The organism is Blautia caccae, assembly GCF_040095955.1.
GTDB classification, from domain to species: Bacteria; Bacillota; Clostridia; order Lachnospirales; family Lachnospiraceae; genus Blautia; species Blautia celeris.
Genome location: NZ_JBBMFP010000004.1, coordinates 162042 through 179655, shown reverse-complemented (window position 1 = coordinate 179655; position 17614 = coordinate 162042). Strand labels below are relative to the sequence as shown.

Genomic DNA, 17614 nt, shown 5'->3' with positions numbered 1-17614 from the left:
ATGCATGAAAGGTATACGAAGTATGGTTCTTGTCTTTTGTGCCCTCTGCCTGGCAGGATGTTCCGCGGAGGGCATCAGGGTGGAAGACGGTGAGAAAAAAGAGCGGGAAGAACTGGTACTCTGGAGTTATTACGAGACTGAGAAACAGAGGACATCCATGGATGAACTGGCAGATGGATTTAATGCCTCTCAGGAGCAGTATCACCTCACATGGGAATATCACGGGCCAGTGACGGAATTCAGCAAAAGACTGGCAATCGGAATCACCCAGAACCAGCTTCCTGATATGGTGATCATCGACAATCCTGATATGCCCTCCTATGTCAGTATGGATAAGCTGGAGGATATTACAGAGGCAGTAAAGGAGATAGAGGATTTAGATCAGTATTTTCCAAATGCCATGGAATCTGTGGAGTATGAGGGACGCTATTACGGACTTCCTTTTTGCTGCAACAATGTGGCTTTGATCTATAACAAAGACATTCTGGAACAGAAGAAGATTGCTGTTCCCGAGAATTGGGAACAGCTTGAGACGGCTGCCGGAAGTCTTACAGAGGAGGGCAGGTACGGGTTTGCCATGTCTGCTGTCAGCGGGGAGCAGAGTGCTTTCCAGTTTGCTTCTTTTATGCTGTCAGCCGGTGATGAGCTGGACCAGGCAGGCGGGGAAGGGACAAAAAGGGCATTTCAGTTCATACAGAATATGGTGGAACAGGGCATGATGTCCAGGGAATGTGTAAACTGGTCACAGAATGACGTGGCAAGGACCTTTATTGCAGGAGAATGCGCCATGATGGAAAACGGGCCATGGGTATTTCCTGCTCTGGATGATGCTGGCATCAACTACGGCGTTGCAGCATTTCCCGGGGACCAACGATATATGGGTGTCCGTGGAGGAGAGAACATAGCAGTGCTGAAAGGGAAAAACAAAGAGGGAAGCGTTGCGTTTTTAAAATATTACAGCCAGATTGACACAATGCTGAATGCAAATCTGAGAGCGAACTCTCTGCCTCCCAGAAAAGATGTGGCAAAATTGTTTTTAAAAGCTAAGCCGGAATACGGGATTATACTGGAGCAGATGGAAAACTGCATCTCAAGGACCAGTTTTGAAAACTGGTCAGTTCTGTCAGAGCAGTTATCAGAAGGACAGTATGAGATCATTACGGGAGTGAGCACACCGGAGGATGTGTGCAGCAGAATACAGGAAGCGCTGAAACAATAAAGAAATAGATGCAGAACATGGACAGGGTGGAAATTCAGTTGAAGAATTTCCACCCTGTTTAATCTTTTATACTGTAAGACAGAAAGGTTTTTAGTTATATTTTAGATAACAAATAAAGTTGCAGATACAAAAGAATGAAAAAACAAGAACAGAAAACATGCAGATAGTTAAAGGAGAAAATACAAATGATTTTAGAGGTTATGTTAAACTCAGAAAAAGATGCAGTTGACTTTGTTTCAAAAATAACTGCATTTCCGGAACATGTAGACTTAAGCTATGGTCATTATTCAGTTGACGCAAAATCTATACTTGGCGTTCTGGGAATAGGCGTTGGAAAGAAGGTAAGGTTATCTGTTTATTCAGATGATACAAAGACATTGGAAGAAAGTATTAGGGGATATATCGCATCGTGACAGAAGATCAATTATGAGACCTCTCGGGGGAAAGGATTCCTCAGAGAGGTTTTATGCGTAGTGATCCGTGTGAAATTTCTTAAGTTTTGGCTGGATATCCATATTGTTTATGGAAAAAGAAGGTGATAAATTTACATTAAGAAAAGGAGGCGTTCCATGAAACATGATATAAAAATAGAAAATAAAAGTTTGGAAATGATGATATCAGAAAAGGGATACATTTCAAAATTATCCATGAAAGATGACCCGTATAAAATGAACTGGGTCATTGAAGAAGCATATTTATCGCAGGCCGGATATCAGGATGCAGATAAGTTATTTGGATATTTTGATATTACGGCAGATGGTAAACAGCGTAACAGCCGTGAGTTCTCTCCTGTGATTGAAAAGGAAGGTGCAGAGATCACAGTTACATATGATTTTGGAAACATGAAGATCATAATGATTTACGACATGGGAAAGAATGACGGGGAGCTTCACTGGACCATCCATTTAGTAAACCAGGAGAAAAAAGATATCTGGATCTCAGATTTTGGGGTGTGGATCTCATTTGCCTATGTGATGTTCAGGGACAAAGAGGTACTCAGAAATATACATAATTCCGCAGCGGTATTCTTCTCCATATCTGACAATTATACGAAATTAAATGCAGTGCGCCGGGACAACCGGGGAGGAAATCTGGGATTCTATCAGGTTGAAGGCGAAGCCTTATCCATCGGTACTTACTGTGATTATGAAAATTTGTTTTTTGAAAACGTTTCCCCTTCTCTGGACGGAATGTTGTTCCATAAACTATATTTCGCAGGCGGATATCCGGAAGGTTTCCAAAACAAGGATTGGATATATAAAAAAGATGGCTTTATGCTGAAAGCAGAAGAAGACAGGACGTGGAAATATGTCGTAAATATCAACAGAAATCAGGAAGAGTTTCTGGAAAAGGGCTTGAAACTGAATCATCCTAAAGTGGATTATACGCCGCTTAATATAATCGGTGAGACTGCAAGATTGACCGTTGAAGTTTCGGAATCTCTGAAAATCCTCTCAGCTGAGGCACTTTTTAAAGAAAATGACACAGTAAAGAGTTTGTCCATTGAAGTAAAGTATGAAGGAGAAATGTATCATCTCTCATACAAACCAACAGCATTGGGAGAGCATAAAGCAGTCATTAAGTTTTCAGATGGCACAAAAGATTTTGTGGTAATGAATGTCATGGATAAGCTGGATAGGGTCATTGACGAACGCGTGGCATATATTTGTGATGAACTTTATGAGGGAAAAGAGGGGAATCCGCCCTTTGCTTTTAAGCCGGTATCCAACCAAGGGGAATCTCTTGGAAAACTGAATCTCGTACTGAAGAAAAATCTTTTAGGTTCCCTGGATGTGGATCAGGTCAGGAAGGTAGAAAAAAGCGCAGTGGAATATGTGCGGCCAAAATGGTTTAAGGACGGAGATTTTAAAAAACCCCGTAAATTATACGGAGACTTCTATCGGTGCATGGATTTTGAATACATAGGACATTTGTTCTATCTGCTGTCAGAATTTGATGATCAGATCCTGGAGCTGTATACAGCAGACACGTATCTGGAGTGGGCAGCGGATGTCTTTGAGTTAAGGGTGAATCCGGATTTGCATGAAGATGAACGGGGAAAAGAGGAATCACAGATGCTGGGTGTCTATTTCCTGTATTTTGAGGATCTGCTCATAAAACTCAAAGAAAAAGAGCTGACAGAAAAACTGCAGACAATACAATCCCTGTGGGATAAGATGATGGACAGGGTCCACCGGGGGGCAGATTCTTATGCAGCGGCAATTACAGAGCATTTTTATGATAACGCGGGATTCGGACCTGCTGCCGGCGCTCTGAGCGTAAGCAAAAAGCGGGAGAGTGCGGAAAAATACGGTGAGCTTCTGCTGGCAAATATAGGATACTCCAATGATTTTCGGGCACAGAATCCGGATCGCTGGTGGGAAGCCCTGTCTTATATGACCCACTCCCTGTGGGGTGGCCTGACGGCAGCCGCAGCATATAAAGTCTTCTCCTATTTACAAAATACAGAATTCCTGGAAGGAAGCTACCGGGCCACTGCAGGTGTACTATACTGTTATGATACGCATGCAACGGCTGTAACTCCCTTAAAAAAGGGGATGGCTGTTTCCACCTATGCTGTTGCCGGGCCGCACATCAATCGTCCGGACTTATCCAGAGACCGTTTTGGACAGGCTGCTTTCTATAGGGACGGCGGTATTTTTGCCAGGTTATTCGACAGTGATGACCAGACACCTGACTGGGATATGGGCGAAGAGATGACAGCATATCTTGACAGCTTTGGACAGAAGACATTCATCATAAATAACAAAGGAACCTTACGTGTGATAAATGGCAGTTATGAAGAGACAGAGACAGGATATAAAATTACCAGCTTCGCACCATATAGCAGGGATTTTTATTATATATCAGAAGATGGTATGACTTTGTTAGAGCGCCAGGAAGACGGGAGAAGTGTTGTATTACAGATAAGAAGGTAACTATATGTCAGATGATATTATCTCTATTTCGGTTCCGCCATTTCCCGATTTTATAGAGGGAAACTATCGGATGATGAAAAAAGGCCAGAATCATATAAACAGAAGGAATCTTGGATACTTTGACCTGATTGCGGTGAAGAAGGGGAAGTTATTTCTCTCTGAAGATGACTCTCAATATGTGGTAAAGGAAAATGAACTGTTTATCTTATTACCTGACAGACATCATTTTTCATGGAGACCGTGTCAGGAGGATACGGAATTCTATTGGCTGCATTTTTATACAACGGCGCAGTGGAGGCAGAGCAGAAGAGCGAGCCGGTTTATTTCCAATCTGCCTATACCGGAATTACACTACCATCAATGTTCTTACACGCTTCATCTGCCGAAGCATGCGTTGATCAAAGAGCCGGCCATGCTGTTTGGACTGTTTCATAACCTGCTGGACAGTACAACTTCCGGTAAAGAATATATATGGAAGACGGAAGAGCTGTTTTTGAGATTTTTGAAATTCATTGAAAGTCTGGGTATGTATAAGGATAGAAGTACGGTGCTGGCAGAACAGATCTATATGTATTTAGAGAATAATTTAGGACAGCCTGTATCAAATCAACTTTTATCAGAGGTCTTCCATCTGCATAGTAATTACCTGGCAAAAGTGATGAAGGCGGCTTATGGGAAAACACCAATGGAGGTTTTGATGGAAATGCGGATGGAATATGCGAAACAATATCTGCTTCGTTCCGAATATGGGATAGGGACAATCGCCAAGATGGTTGGTTTCAATTCAGAGATATATTTTTCCAACTGTTTCAAGAAACGTATGGGTATTTCTCCGCAGAATTACAGAAAAAAGTATGAGGAGCACATTTAAAATGAGTAATACAAAAACAAACAGCAACGGCCTGTCTTTAAAAAACAGAATCGCGTACGCGGGTACAGATGCGGCAGGAAACCTATTGTACTGTACTCTGACCAGCTTTATTAATTTTTACCACACAGATGTATTCGGACTTTCTATCGGAACAGCGGCTATAATCGCTCTGTTTGTCCGGATACTCAATACCGCTACTGTTCCGCTGTGGGGGCTGGCAATTGATAAAACAAGATCAGTATACGGCAAGAGCCGTCCATGGTTTGCAAGGCTGGCAATACCTTTTGGGGTGTTTATGTGTCTTACTTTCTTTACACCGCATTTGTCGGGAAACTCCAGAGTTGCTTACGCGGCATTCACTTATCTGACCGCAAGCATCCTCTATACCGGTATTTCTACACCTATAACGGCCATTCTGCCCAATTTAAGTAATGAGTCCTATGAGAGGACAAAGCTGAATTCTTTTAGAATGATTGGAGGAAACATAGGATATTTTGTAACGGCGACATTTACCCTGACACTGGTATCCGTGCTGGGCAGAGGCAACAGACAGCAGGGATTCTCACTGACCGTGCTGCTATACACAGCTATTTCAGTATGTATGTTTTTCTATGCATTCAGGAATACGAGAGAGGTAAATGCAAAGACTGCTAAAAGTCTTCCGATCAGAGACAGCTTCAAGGCGCTCAGGTCAAACTGGCCGTGGGTTATCGTGGTGTTGGGAAGTGCTTTTTATTGGCTGGGCAATTCAACCAGAACCTCTTCCCTGATCTATTATTCCCGTTATTATCTGGAAAATGAGAATTATGTTTCTATTCTGAACGCATTGGTGTTGACACAGATGATCGGAGTTGCGGCCATTCCATTTCTGGCACGAAGATTATCAAAAACCTGTATTATGATTCTTGGATTCTTTATCGCTGCTGTAGGTCAGATATCCTTAGGTATTGCAGGAAGAAATTTTACAGTGATCGTGATTGCCTGGGTGATCACAAGTATCGGAACCGGGATCGCGGTGTCCATGCCCTTTGCCATGCTGTCTGACACCGTGGATTACGGTGAATATAAAAACGGAGTGAGAGCCAGCGGCTTTTTGACCGCAGTGGGAAGTGCAGTGGGACTTCAGGTAGGTACCGGATTGGGAGATTTTGTACCGCTGAAGCTGATGCAGCATTTTGGGTATGTTGCAAATCAGAAGCAGTCGGCGATTGCACTGGCAGCGATGAAGACCGGTTTCTCTTACCTGCCGGCTGCATTTTTCATCATAGGTGCGGTCATTATGATATTTTATTACAGATTCGAGAAAAACGAGAGCGTTGTTTTGGAAGAATTGGCTAACAGGAGAGAAAAAATCACAGATACGGATAACAGGCACCGTAATACAGTTCATAAAAATAGACTTGTGCAAGAAGTATGATCTGGTATGAACAGATGTTCCGAAGGTATTGATGCGGATAGAAATTAAACAGGGTGGAAATTCAGTTGAAGAATTTCCACCCTGTTTAATTTTTTAGACTATAAGACAGGTCGGTATTCTCTTATACTTTAGATATCAAATAAATCACCAGAAACGAACGAAAGGGAGGAAACAAAATGAGGAAAAAAGTAGTGAGCGCTATGCTCTGTATGGCTATGGCAGCTACAATGTTGGCAGGATGCGGAGGAAACGCAGGAACAGCTTCCGCGGGAACGGACAGCAGCAAGAAGACTGCCGGAGGAAAGGAAGAGGTGGTCATCTGGGATTACTTTGAGACGGATGCTCAGAAAAACATGATGCAGGACATCATTGACGGCTTCAATGAATCACAGGAGGAATACGAGGCATCCCATGTGTATGTACCCTTTGCAGACTATGAAAAACAGCTGACACTGGGCATGGCATCCGGGGAACTCCCGGACCTGGTCATCCTGGACGGCTGCAGCATGGCATCCTTCATTCAGATGGACCTGTTCGGGGATGTATCAGATGCGGATATCAAATGGGATGAATACCTGGAAGGCCCTATGGAATCCACTATGGCGGACGGAAAACATTACGGCATTCCCTTTGCCACCAACTGTACGGCATTGTTCTACAACAAGGATATCTTCGATGCGGCAGGTATGGAGTATCCCAATGAAAACACCACATGGGAAGATTTCCATGAGATGGCAAAAGCGCTGACGAAAGACGGTGTGGTTGGCTTCGGCAATGCTGCTACAGGAACAGATGAGGGAACCTTCCAGTGTCTGCAGTGGTTATACACAGCAGGCGGGGACTACCAGAATGTGAAAGGCGGTACGGATGCCTACAACCTTATGCAGGAGATGGTAGCTGACGGTTCCTGGTCAAAGGACTGCGTGAACTGGACACAGTCAGATGTAAATAACAACTTCGTGGCAGGTAACCTGGCTATGCAGCAGAACGGACCATGGCAGATCCCGGGAATCGAGAAGGACGCTCCTGATCTGAACTACGGTGTGACGGTACTCCCCAAAAAAGACGCGGATTCTGACCAGGCAACCTCCATTCTGGGCGGTGAGAATATGGGAGCTGTAAAACAGGATGACATGGGCGGAGCCACTGCATTCATGGAATACTATGACAAGACAGAGGTGATGGTGGACGCTATGAAACAGTACGGTTCCTTCCCGCCGAAAACAGAGGCGGCTCAGGACTCGTACTGGACAGATGACCCGATCCAGAAAGAATTTATCACACAGCTTCAGACATCCATCCCAAGAGGCCCAAGTGCTTCCTGGCCGGAATATTCCGATGCACTGCAGACAGGATTCCAGGAGGTTATGACCTCAGCAAAGACTCCTGAAAAAGCAGCAGAAGATACACAGGCAGCCGTGGATAAGGTGAAGGCATCAGAAAAATAAACAGCCGGAAAGGGACAGGACCCTCCTGTCCCTTTTTAACCCCATAACTGCTCATAGGAAAGGATGAAAGAAAATGAAAAAAGGGAAAACTCTCGGACCAAAGGTTGGTTTTTTGTTTGCACTTCCAGCCGCCATCTACATGCTGATATTTGTGGGATACCCCATGATACAGAACTTTATCCTCAGTTTCAAGAATGTGGATGTATATTCCTTTGCAGATGCATCCAAGCAGGCGTTTGTAGGATTTGAGAACTATAAGGAACTGTTTTCAGGCGGTGAGGCGATACTGACCACAGCTATTAAAAATACACTGATCTTTACGGTGGCATCAATTTTCTTCCAGTTTTTTATCGGATTCGGCTTGGCACTTCTATTCAGCAAAAAATTCAAGGGAAGCTCCTTCTTCCGAGGTGTGACCATGATCTCCTGGCTGCTTCCGGTCACGGTTGCGGGTCTGCTGTTCAAATTCATGTTTGCCAGCAAAGGCGGTATCATCAACCAGCTTTTCATGTCCCTGCATCTGATCAACGCACCGCTGGAATGGCTGCTGGACCCCAAACTGGCTATGATAGCCATTGTAGTGGCAAATATCTGGATTGGTATCCCCTTTAACATGATGCTTCTGATCACAGGACTCACCACCATTCCGGAGGAGATCTATGAAAGCTCACGTCTGGACGGGGCAAATAAATTCCAGACACTGTTCCAGATCACGATTCCCATGATAAAGCCGGCTATCATGTCTGTGCTGACGCTGGGATTTGTATATACATTCAAAGTGTTCGACCTGGTATGGGTCATGACAAAGGGCGGGCCGGTCAATGCCACAGAGCTGGTTTCAACTTATGCTTACAAGCTGTCCTTTGACCAGTTCCAGTTCAGTAAGGGCGCGGCGGCAGCCAATATTCTGTTCCTGATACTGTTCGTGGTAGGTATTTTCTATATTAAACTGATCAATGATGAAGACGAGGTGATGTGAGATGAAGAACGAGAAAGGAAACCTGAAATTTTTTATCATCGGAGCCATAGTATTTGTGATCTTCATTTTCCCGTTATACTGGATGGTGGTCACAGCGCTGAAAACACAGGTAGAGATTTTTCAGATTCCCACGCCTCTCTGGCCGAAGAATCTGACTCTGGACGCATTCGCGGATCAGCTCTCTGCATCCAGTGATACTTTGAGGGGCTTTAAAAACAGTATGATCATTGCAGCGGGCGCCACAGTGATCTCCACTATCTTGTCCATTCCCGCCGCATACGGGCTGGCCAGGTTTAAATTCAGCGGCAGAAAAGTCCTGATCTTATATTTCCTTATGACACAGATGCTTCCGTCAACCCTGATCCTGACATCCCTGTATATTATGTTCTCCAAGATGGGCCTGCTGAATTCTTATCTGGCTCCCATCCTGGCAGACGCTACCCTTGGAATCCCGTTCAGTATTATTATCCTGAGGACCTATTTCCTCTCCATACCGAAGGAACTGGATGAGGCGGCAAAAATCGACGGCTGCAACAGCATCACATCCTTTACGAAGATCATGCTCCCCATAGCAAAACCGGGCGTTATTGTAGCTGCCGTATTCTCTTTTGTATATGCATGGGGCGATCTGATCTATGGAATCACTTTTATGACAGACCCTATGAGAAGGCCCATTACCTCCAGCATTTACAACTATGTGCAGCAGTATCAGACATTGTGGAACGCCACCATGGCCTTTGGTATTATCGCGATCCTGCCGGTGGTTCTTATCTTCATTTTCATGCAGAAATATATTGTCAGCGGTCTGACCAACGGTGCAGTCAAGGCATAGGCCGGATATAAGGCAAATCAGGAGGAATAAAATGAGATTACAACCTATTGATCTTCAAAAAATAAAAATACAGGATCCTTTTTGGACAAAGCACGTGAAGCTGGTGGGAGAAGCAATCATCCCCTACCAGTGGGATGCCATGAATGACCGTATCCCGGATGCGGAGCCGTCCCACTGCCTGGAGAATTTCGCTGTTGCGGCAGGCAGAAAAAAAGGAGAATTTTACGGCGCGGTATTCCAGGATACCGATATAGCCAAATGGCTGGAGGCAGTGGGATTCTCTCTGGCAGCAGAGAAAAATCCTGAGCTGGAGAAGACCGCAGATGAGGTCATAGATCTCATTGCGGAGGCGCAGCAGGAGGATGGGTATCTGGATACCTATTTTATTATAAAAGAGCCGGATAAAAGGTGGAAGAACCTGCGGGAAGGCCATGAACTATATACTGCAGGGCATATGATGGAGGCAGCCACAGCCTATTACCAGGGAACTGGAAAGAAAAAATTCCTGGGCGTGGTGGAGAAACTGGCGGATCTGCTCTGTGATACATTCGGCAGTGAGGATGGGAAAATCCATGGGTATCCGGGACATCAGGAAGTGGAAATCGGCTTGATCAAACTATTCCAGGTGACAGGAAAACGGAAATATCTGGATCTGGCAAAGTATTTTATTGATGCGCGTGGAACAGGAGAGAACTATTTTCTTCAGGAGATCAGCAGAGGCGACAGCGGAAATATCTTTCCGGAGCTTTCCGATTACCGTCCTGAGTATTCCCAGTCTGACAGACCGGTACGGGAGCAGGAAGCAGCAGAGGGGCACGCTGTAAGGGCAGTCTATATGTACAGCGCTATGGCGGACCTGGCATATGAATATCAGGACGAGGAGCTGATGGCAGCCTGTAAAAGACTCTGGAATAACATAGTACAGAGACAGATGTATATCACGGGAGGTATTGGCGCATCCGGAATTCTGGAGCGTTTCACAGTGGATTATGATCTGCCCAATGACTGTAACTATGCGGAGTCCTGCGCCTCCATCGGACTGGCTATGTTCGGCATCAGGATGGCGAATATAACAAAAGACGCTTCCTACATAGATACTGTGGAGCGGGCTCTGTATAATACGGTTCTGGCGGGGATCGCTCTGGACGGAAAAAGTTTCTTCTATGTAAATCCTCTGGAGGTGTGGCCTGATAATTGTATGGAACGCACCTCAAAAGAACATGTAAAGCCCACCCGCCAGAAATGGTTCGGTGTTGCCTGCTGTCCACCTAATATAGCCAGAACCCTGGCTTCCATGGGGCAGTACATATATTCTGTTGGTGAGACCGCTCTGTATGTCTATCTCTTTATTTCAAATGAGGTATGCATAGAAATGGAGACAGGGGAAGTCAAGGTTTCCCTGGAGACGAAATTTCCTTTTGAGAATCTGGTGAGGATAAAAGTCAGCCATGTGCCGGACGGAGGAATGACACTGGCAGTAAGGATTCCGGAATACGCCGGAATGTACCAAATGACCGCAAAAGGACAGCTTCTGGAATATAAAGAAGAAAAAGGATATGCATATCTTGCACTTGCGCAAGATGCAGATATCAGTATTTCTTTTGAAGCGCCGGCAAAATTTGTCCGTGCCAATCCCAAGGTACGTGCTGACTGCGGCAAAACGGCAGTGGTAAAAGGCCCCCTTGTATATTGTCTGGAGGAAATTGACAACGGGAAAAATCTGGCAGAGCTGTATGTGGATACAGAGAAGGAAATACAGGAGGTACCGTCTGAGCTGTTCGGGGGTATCACGGAGCTGGTGCTGCAGGGTAAAAGGATGGAAGAGAGTGCCTGGGATGAAAAAGTGCTGTATGGAGAACATCCGGTGAAGTTATCAGATGTAACATTGAAAGCGATCCCCTACGCCTATTGGAACAACAGAGGTATGGGAGAGATGGCTGTGTGGGTGAAGGAACTGATCTCAGGGTGAAAGAATGAACGGGAAAGGAAAAGGTTAAAGACTATATGAAGAAAAGAGGATGGAAGTTATGTTCTTTGGTGCTGAGTACAGCAATGGCTGCCACCTGTCTGCCGGCAGGAACTGTCAAGGTAAGAGCCGCTGAAGAGGAGGGGGCCGCAGCCGGTGAGGAGAACGGAATCGTGAAGACAACAGAGGCTGTGATCCAGGATGATTTTACAGGGGATCTTGATCCTGCCTGGTTTGATATGGCAGGAAACGTGGAGTATACGGAGGGAACACTGACCCTGAATAACGACGGCGGACCTGTGTCTTCTATAAAAAGAAATGTGGGAAACGGCGATTTTACCGTTGAGACTAAATGGAGCAGCTATTCTGCCGATACCCAGGGAAACAATTCCGTAGTCATCTTCCGTGTCTCCGATGGAACAGAGAATAATCTGGTGGAGATCCAGCGTTTCAGCAACGGGGAGCTGAAGCTGCTTTTGATCAACGATAAGGTGCAGACCTCTTATACCACGAAAACGGATTTCGCAGACACAGAAGGCTGGTTCCAGATTGGATATAACAGTGATGACGGGACAGTGATCGCTGTGTACAGGACAGGGGATGAGGATGAGTACATTCCCCTGGAGGGAAATGGTGAGGCCATGTCCAATTTCGGAGGAAAGCATGTAGCTGAACTCAGAGCACAGAAATGGGGCGGTTCAGCTCCTGTATCTGTTGACTTCTTACAGTTCAACAGCACTTTTGTGAAGGAGGCCCAGTATAGCACAGCAGAAAACACAGATTTTACCGGGCCTGTTCTGACAGATGACTGGTATGGGAAGGACGGTGATGTGAGATATGAAGACGGACATCTGGTTCTTGTAAATGCAGGGGACGGAATCAGTACGGTAAAGAGGAATGCAGGCGACCAGGATTATTCCATAGAAGCCAAATGGAGCGGTTTTTCATCAGATGAGACAGGAGGGGCCATACTGCGGACATCTCTGGATTCATCTGAGGAGAATTTTGCCCAGATGATGCGCATGGGAGACGGGACACTCCGTTTTACTGTGGTAAATCAGGGGGAGACAACGGAGAAGATCATCCCCTATGAAGAGTCACAGGGCTGGTTCCGTATTGACTATGACAGCCAGGCACAGACCATAGATGCCTACTATAAAGTAAATGATGAGGACATGTATGTGCTGGCACCGGGCAGCGGTATGCCGGTGAGTGATTTTACGGGTATCCACACAGCAGAACTGATCGCGGATGACTGGGATGCCCAGGGAGAGACCAGTATCGTTTTTGACGAAGTGGATTTTGCGTATAATGAAGAGGTGAATCTGAAGCTGCAGTCAGATTACTTTACCGTAGATATTGACGAGAAGACCGGCGGTATTTTTAAGCTTTCAAATCCGGGGGATGAGTACGGGACCAATTATGTGATGAACCCCACCATAAAGCCGGAGTTTGACGTGGATGATTCCCGCTGGACAGGCGATGTGAAATTAACTGTAAAAAAAGGTGATTCTGATTATTATCCGGCGCTTACCTCTTGGTCTGATGATACCAGAAAGGTGTCCAGAAGAGATGACGCGGTCACAGTTTCCTATGAATCGCCATCTGCCGGGAAATACGGCATCAAGGATTTTGCGCTGCGTGAGACTTACCGGTTAAATGAGGAGGGGAACCAGCTCAACTGGTCCATCAATATACAGAATACAGCAGATGAAACGATTGAGATTGCGGATCTGGGCCTGCCTCTTCTTATGAATTCCTGGTGGAATACCAGCCAGGAGGGAATCTATGAACAGAATGTGGCCCGTCATTCTTATGTGGCAGAGGACGGTTCTTACATTTACTGGCAGCGGCCAAACGGGGATGGTTCCTTTTTAGTTATGGTGCCTGATGACGGGACTTCGCTGGAGTTTAAAGATAAGGCCAGATTTAAGGAAGGGCCGTTTGCGGAAAAGGATCCGAGCTGGGAAGGTCTGGTTGAGTATTATATCCATTCCAAAGAGATATCCAAAGACCGTCCGGGAGGCTATCTGCCGGCAACAGCCCTGAGCCTTGAGCCGGAAGCGGAACAGACGTATGGATTTACATTTTACTGGGCATCAGATTATTCGGACCTCCGGGACATCCTCTATGAAGCCGGGATCGTGGATGCGGTCTCCCTTCCGGGAATGGTGATCCCCCAGGATATGAAGGCAACGCTGGCAGTGAGATGCAAGGAACAGATCAACAGTGTGACTGCTGATTCAGACAGCGCAGAGATAACAAAAAAGGAAGACAGAAATGGCTATGAGATCTATGAGATCGCTTTCTCTGACCTGGGAGAGAACTATGTGACAGTAAATTATGGGGAAGATAAGAAAAGTGTGCTGCAGTATTATGCTACGGAACCCATAGAGACTTTGATCCAGAGCAACACGGATTTTCTTGTGGACAAGCAGCAGGCAAAGACGGAAAAAGGGTACAACGGAGCATACCTGCAGTGGGATATGTCCACCGGAAAACAGATATCCTGGGATGATTATCCGGGAGGAGGATGGAAAGAATGGATGGCAGGGGGTTCTGATGACCTTGGATTATCCCCGGCAGTCTATCTTTCTGAAAAGAATATCACTGCCCCCCAGCAGGACCAGATCGATTCCCTGGAGTATTATATGGAAAACTTTATCTGGGGATATATGCAGCAGCATGATACCTATAAGGTCTACCGCTGGTATGACGGCAAGGATGGCACGCCAAAGGACCAGGGCACCTGGAGATCCTATAATTATGTGCATGTGGCCAATACCTATTACAATATGTACCAGATCGCACAGCGCTACCCTGATATGACTCATTATCTCAGTGCAGATGATTATCTGCTGAGATGCTATAACACACTGAAGGCATATTTTACTTATGGAATGTTTGACGGACATAATTACGAAAACGGAGGAAGAGGCGCCTATATTTTCGGAAATATGGGAGAGATGAACCTGCCTAACATCCTGAAGGCCCTGGAACAGAACGGACATAGTGAGGAGCAGGCGTGGCTGGCCGGCAAAGTGGAGGAAAAAGCAGATATCTTATTTGCTGAGGCATATCCCTTTGCTTCGGAGATGAGCATTGACACCACAGGATTCGAGGCATGCTATACGCTTGCGAAGATGTACGGCAATGGGGCGCTGACAGACAAAGTCACACTTGCCTCTCTGGCATGCCGCGGCATGCAGCCGCTCTGGTATTATTACGGATCCGACAACAGGCATATGGGGGAATCCTGGTGGAATCTGGGATATGAGACCCAGCTTGGGGCATGGCAGCAGCAGGACTATCTGTATACCTATGCGGATACATCGGATCAGGAATTTGACGATATTATGAGGGGCACCTATGGCGCTTATCTGGCAGGGTGGGCCAACATCAACTCCGGTCAGATCAGTGACAGTGATGTAAACTATGGTGCAGCGTCCTGGCAGTATCAGAGTGAAAAAGGAACTAACGGATACAATTATATCCCGAGTCTTGACGGCTGGTGGGCATGGTCAGGCGAGGCATCCCTGGGATTCTGGGGCGGTTTGAAGACAGCATCTGCCAATATTGTGGATGATGACATTGTAGGACTGTACGGATATGGTTGTGACCTGGATTACGCGGACGGAATATATTCCATTGTTCCAAAAGACGGTGTGCGCACGCGTCTGACTCTGTATAACAAAGACAAGTTCGCTGTACAGCTTGATAAGACAAGATATACAAAAGCCGGTATTGCAGATGATCTGAGCAGTATTGCGCTCACACTTGAGAATGTAACAGAGAAGGAACATGCCCCTGAGATAACCATCAGCAGGCTGCCGGCCGGAGAGTATGAGGTTGTGGCAGATAAAAAAGTGATACAGAGTTTTTCCAGTGATGGCACAGAAGCCGTATTTACACTGGAGCTGTCAGCGGATAAAGAGCAGGATATCCTCATTCAGACAAAACAGTCCGCAGCCCCTGCCGATAAGACAAAACTGGAGACAGCAGTGAATCTTGCAAAAGAGACGGCTGCCCAGACAGAAAAGTATACAGAGAAGAGTCTGGCTGATCTTAACAACGCAATCCGGGAGGCAGAGGCTGTACTCGGTGCAGACAGCGCCGATCAGAAGGAAGTGGATCAGGCAGCCCAGAAACTGGCAGCAGCCATGGATGCCCTGGTAAATGTTGAGATTCTGAGAAATTGTGTAACCAGGATGGAGGATCTGTCAGAGGAGGATTACACCAAAGAGAGCTTTAAAACATTCTCCGAAGCAAGAAAAGCGGCAGCGGATGTCCTGGAAAAAGCCGATGCTTCCCAGGAGGAAGTGGATCAGTCCTACGAAGCGCTTGTAAAAGCGTGGGGAAAACTGGTGCATGGTGTGAATACGGCTGCTGCGAAGGTAGCTGCCAGAGAAGCACAGGCTATTTTGGACCAGGATGTATCTGTCTACCGCCCGGCAGGGATAAAGAAACTGAAAGAAGCACTCAGGCTTTTAAATGGGGTGCTGTCTGATGAGACATCCACCCAGGAGGATGTGAACCGGGCCACAGAGACCCTGATCACAGCCCTCACAGAACTGAAAGACATAGTGGATGCCTCAAGGCTTCAGAATATAACGGACCTTGCCAGGGAACTGATGCAGGAGGCAGACAAATATACAGAAGCTTCACAGACAGCACTTCAGACAGCTATTGACACAGCAGCGGCAGTGCTGGAAAATGAAGACCGTACCAGGGCTCAGGTCTCCCAGGCTTATGAGGCTGTGGCAGAGGCTATCGGAAACATGCAGGTGCGCGGAAACAAAGCAGCACTGGAATCGGCTGTCCAGATGGCAGAAGATATCCTGAAAAACGCAGGCAGCTATACAGATACTTCCCTTGCAGGCCTGCAGGAGGCACTGGACAGCGCAAGGCAGGTGCTTGATAATGGGGATGCACTGCAGCAGGAGATCAATGACGCTGCGGCTATGCTCACGGAAAGTCTGACAAAGGTGCGGCTGTTGGGTGATGTGAACCATGATGGCAAGATCAATACCAGTGATGCAGCCTCTGTACTGAGAGCAAGTGCGGAACTGACAGAGATAGCAGAGGAAGACTTAAAAGCAGCAGATGTCAATAAAGACCAGGCCGTTAATACGGCAGATGCCGCACTGATCGAAAAATATGCGGCAGAACTGATCACGTCATTTTAAAGAATGCAGGGAGGGGCTTCAGGTCCCTCCCTGAGAAAGGATACAGAAGCCTATGAAGAGAATAATGAAATGGAGTCTTTTGTCATTGATGCTATCCATGTTTCTGTGTGTGTCAGTCAGGGCCGCATCCAAAGGGATCGTAGACATTGAGGTGCCGGAAATAGAGACAGAGGATAAAGAGATAACAGCAGAATGTAAAATAAGCGGTGCAGGTGAAGTGACCAACGGAAAAATCCGTATTACTTATGACCGGGAAAAACTGAAATTAAAGGAATCCGGCCAGGGGGACAGTCTGGCAGATACCATGGTGGAGATCAATGACCCGATTACGGGAAATAAAAATGAGGGTGAGATCGTATTTGTCTTCGCTTCTGCCCGCCCGGTGTCTATAGACGGGACTCTTCTGCAGATGAAATTCGACAATGTGGGACTGAAGTCAGGAGAAAAAACAGAGATCAAAGTTGCAGTTGAGGAACTTGCCGCAGAATCAGAGGAGCTGACAGAGACGGCAGAGTGTAAAAACGGCACGGTCTTTATAGGTAAAGCGGCTGATAACACTGACGATACACCAAAAAAGACCGGCAAAACCACAACCGGGAAGAATTCCGCGGCCGGCAGCACGTCAAAATCGGGAAAAGTCAAGACAGGTGACACACTGAAGATGGAAGAAGCACTGGCAGCAGCAGGGATTTCTCTGGCGGTTGTCATATCAGGAGCCGTGTCATTGAGGAAAAAGAAAAGGAAACAGTGATGAGAC

11 protein-coding genes are annotated in these 17614 nt (G+C 46.3%); all 11 read left to right on the top strand.

Features of this window, described 5'->3' with window-relative positions:
- Window positions 1-4: 4 nt before the first annotated feature.
- The 11 genes from WMO65_RS05950 to WMO65_RS05900 all read left to right on the top strand — a co-directional run bounded on the left by WMO65_RS05950 (window position 5) and on the right by WMO65_RS05900 (window position 17608).
- On the top strand, window positions 5-1219 hold the full coding sequence (locus WMO65_RS05950) for an ABC transporter substrate-binding protein (RefSeq protein WP_033141907.1): 1215 nt from the start codon (window positions 5-7) through the stop codon (window positions 1217-1219).
- A 185-nt stretch (window positions 1220-1404) separates the two neighbouring features.
- Window positions 1405-1632 (top strand): HPr family phosphocarrier protein, encoded by a 228-nt coding sequence (locus WMO65_RS05945; RefSeq protein ID WP_052099526.1) that lies wholly within the window; start codon window positions 1405-1407, stop codon window positions 1630-1632.
- Between the two features lie 156 nt (window positions 1633-1788).
- On the top strand, window positions 1789-4158 hold the full coding sequence (locus WMO65_RS05940) for a hypothetical protein (protein WP_148392288.1): 2370 nt from the start codon (window positions 1789-1791) through the stop codon (window positions 4156-4158).
- Window positions 4159-4162: 4 nt separating this feature from the next.
- Complete coding sequence (locus WMO65_RS05935; protein WP_033141908.1) at window positions 4163-5029, top strand: helix-turn-helix transcriptional regulator; 867 nt, start codon at window positions 4163-4165, stop codon at window positions 5027-5029.
- Window position 5030: 1 nt separating this feature from the next.
- Window positions 5031-6446, top strand: coding sequence for an MFS transporter (locus WMO65_RS05930; RefSeq protein ID WP_148392290.1), 1416 nt, complete (start codon window positions 5031-5033; stop codon window positions 6444-6446).
- Between the two features lie 176 nt (window positions 6447-6622).
- Window positions 6623-7894, top strand: coding sequence for a sugar ABC transporter substrate-binding protein (locus WMO65_RS05925; RefSeq protein ID WP_103732569.1), 1272 nt, complete (start codon window positions 6623-6625; stop codon window positions 7892-7894).
- A gap of 73 nt (window positions 7895-7967) precedes the next feature.
- The gene (locus tag WMO65_RS05920) at window positions 7968-8873 is read left to right on the top strand and encodes a carbohydrate ABC transporter permease (RefSeq protein ID WP_033141910.1); all 906 of its coding nucleotides are present in this window, start codon (window positions 7968-7970) and stop codon (window positions 8871-8873) included.
- Between the two features lies 1 nt (window position 8874).
- Window positions 8875-9705, top strand: coding sequence for a carbohydrate ABC transporter permease (locus tag WMO65_RS05915; protein WP_033141911.1), 831 nt, complete (start codon window positions 8875-8877; stop codon window positions 9703-9705).
- A gap of 31 nt (window positions 9706-9736) precedes the next feature.
- Entirely contained in the window at window positions 9737-11674 is a 1938-nt protein-coding gene (locus tag WMO65_RS05910; protein ID WP_349063836.1) for a glycoside hydrolase family 127 protein, read from the top strand.
- A 35-nt stretch (window positions 11675-11709) separates the two neighbouring features.
- Window positions 11710-16857: a DUF5695 domain-containing protein gene (locus tag WMO65_RS05905; RefSeq protein ID WP_148392292.1), complete on the top strand. Its 5148-nt coding sequence runs from the start codon at window positions 11710-11712 to the stop codon at window positions 16855-16857.
- 52 nt (window positions 16858-16909) lie between these two features.
- Window positions 16910-17608, top strand: coding sequence for a hypothetical protein (locus WMO65_RS05900; RefSeq protein WP_148392293.1), 699 nt, complete (start codon window positions 16910-16912; stop codon window positions 17606-17608).
- The last annotated feature ends 6 nt before the right edge of the window (window positions 17609-17614 follow it).

Coding starts and splice junctions, on each gene's coding strand:
- WMO65_RS05950 (WP_033141907.1), top strand. CDS start 5: ATGAAAGGTATACGAAGTATGGTTCTTGTCTTTTGTGCCCTCTGCCTG.
- WMO65_RS05945 (WP_052099526.1), top strand. CDS start 1,405: ATGATTTTAGAGGTTATGTTAAACTCAGAAAAAGATGCAGTTGACTTT.
- WMO65_RS05940 (WP_148392288.1), top strand. CDS start 1,789: ATGAAACATGATATAAAAATAGAAAATAAAAGTTTGGAAATGATGATA.
- WMO65_RS05935 (WP_033141908.1), top strand. CDS start 4,163: ATGTCAGATGATATTATCTCTATTTCGGTTCCGCCATTTCCCGATTTT.
- WMO65_RS05930 (WP_148392290.1), top strand. CDS start 5,031: ATGAGTAATACAAAAACAAACAGCAACGGCCTGTCTTTAAAAAACAGA.
- WMO65_RS05925 (WP_103732569.1), top strand. CDS start 6,623: ATGAGGAAAAAAGTAGTGAGCGCTATGCTCTGTATGGCTATGGCAGCT.
- WMO65_RS05920 (WP_033141910.1), top strand. CDS start 7,968: ATGAAAAAAGGGAAAACTCTCGGACCAAAGGTTGGTTTTTTGTTTGCA.
- WMO65_RS05915 (WP_033141911.1), top strand. CDS start 8,875: ATGAAGAACGAGAAAGGAAACCTGAAATTTTTTATCATCGGAGCCATA.
- WMO65_RS05910 (WP_349063836.1), top strand. CDS start 9,737: ATGAGATTACAACCTATTGATCTTCAAAAAATAAAAATACAGGATCCT.
- WMO65_RS05905 (WP_148392292.1), top strand. CDS start 11,710: ATGAAGAAAAGAGGATGGAAGTTATGTTCTTTGGTGCTGAGTACAGCA.
- WMO65_RS05900 (WP_148392293.1), top strand. CDS start 16,910: ATGAAGAGAATAATGAAATGGAGTCTTTTGTCATTGATGCTATCCATG.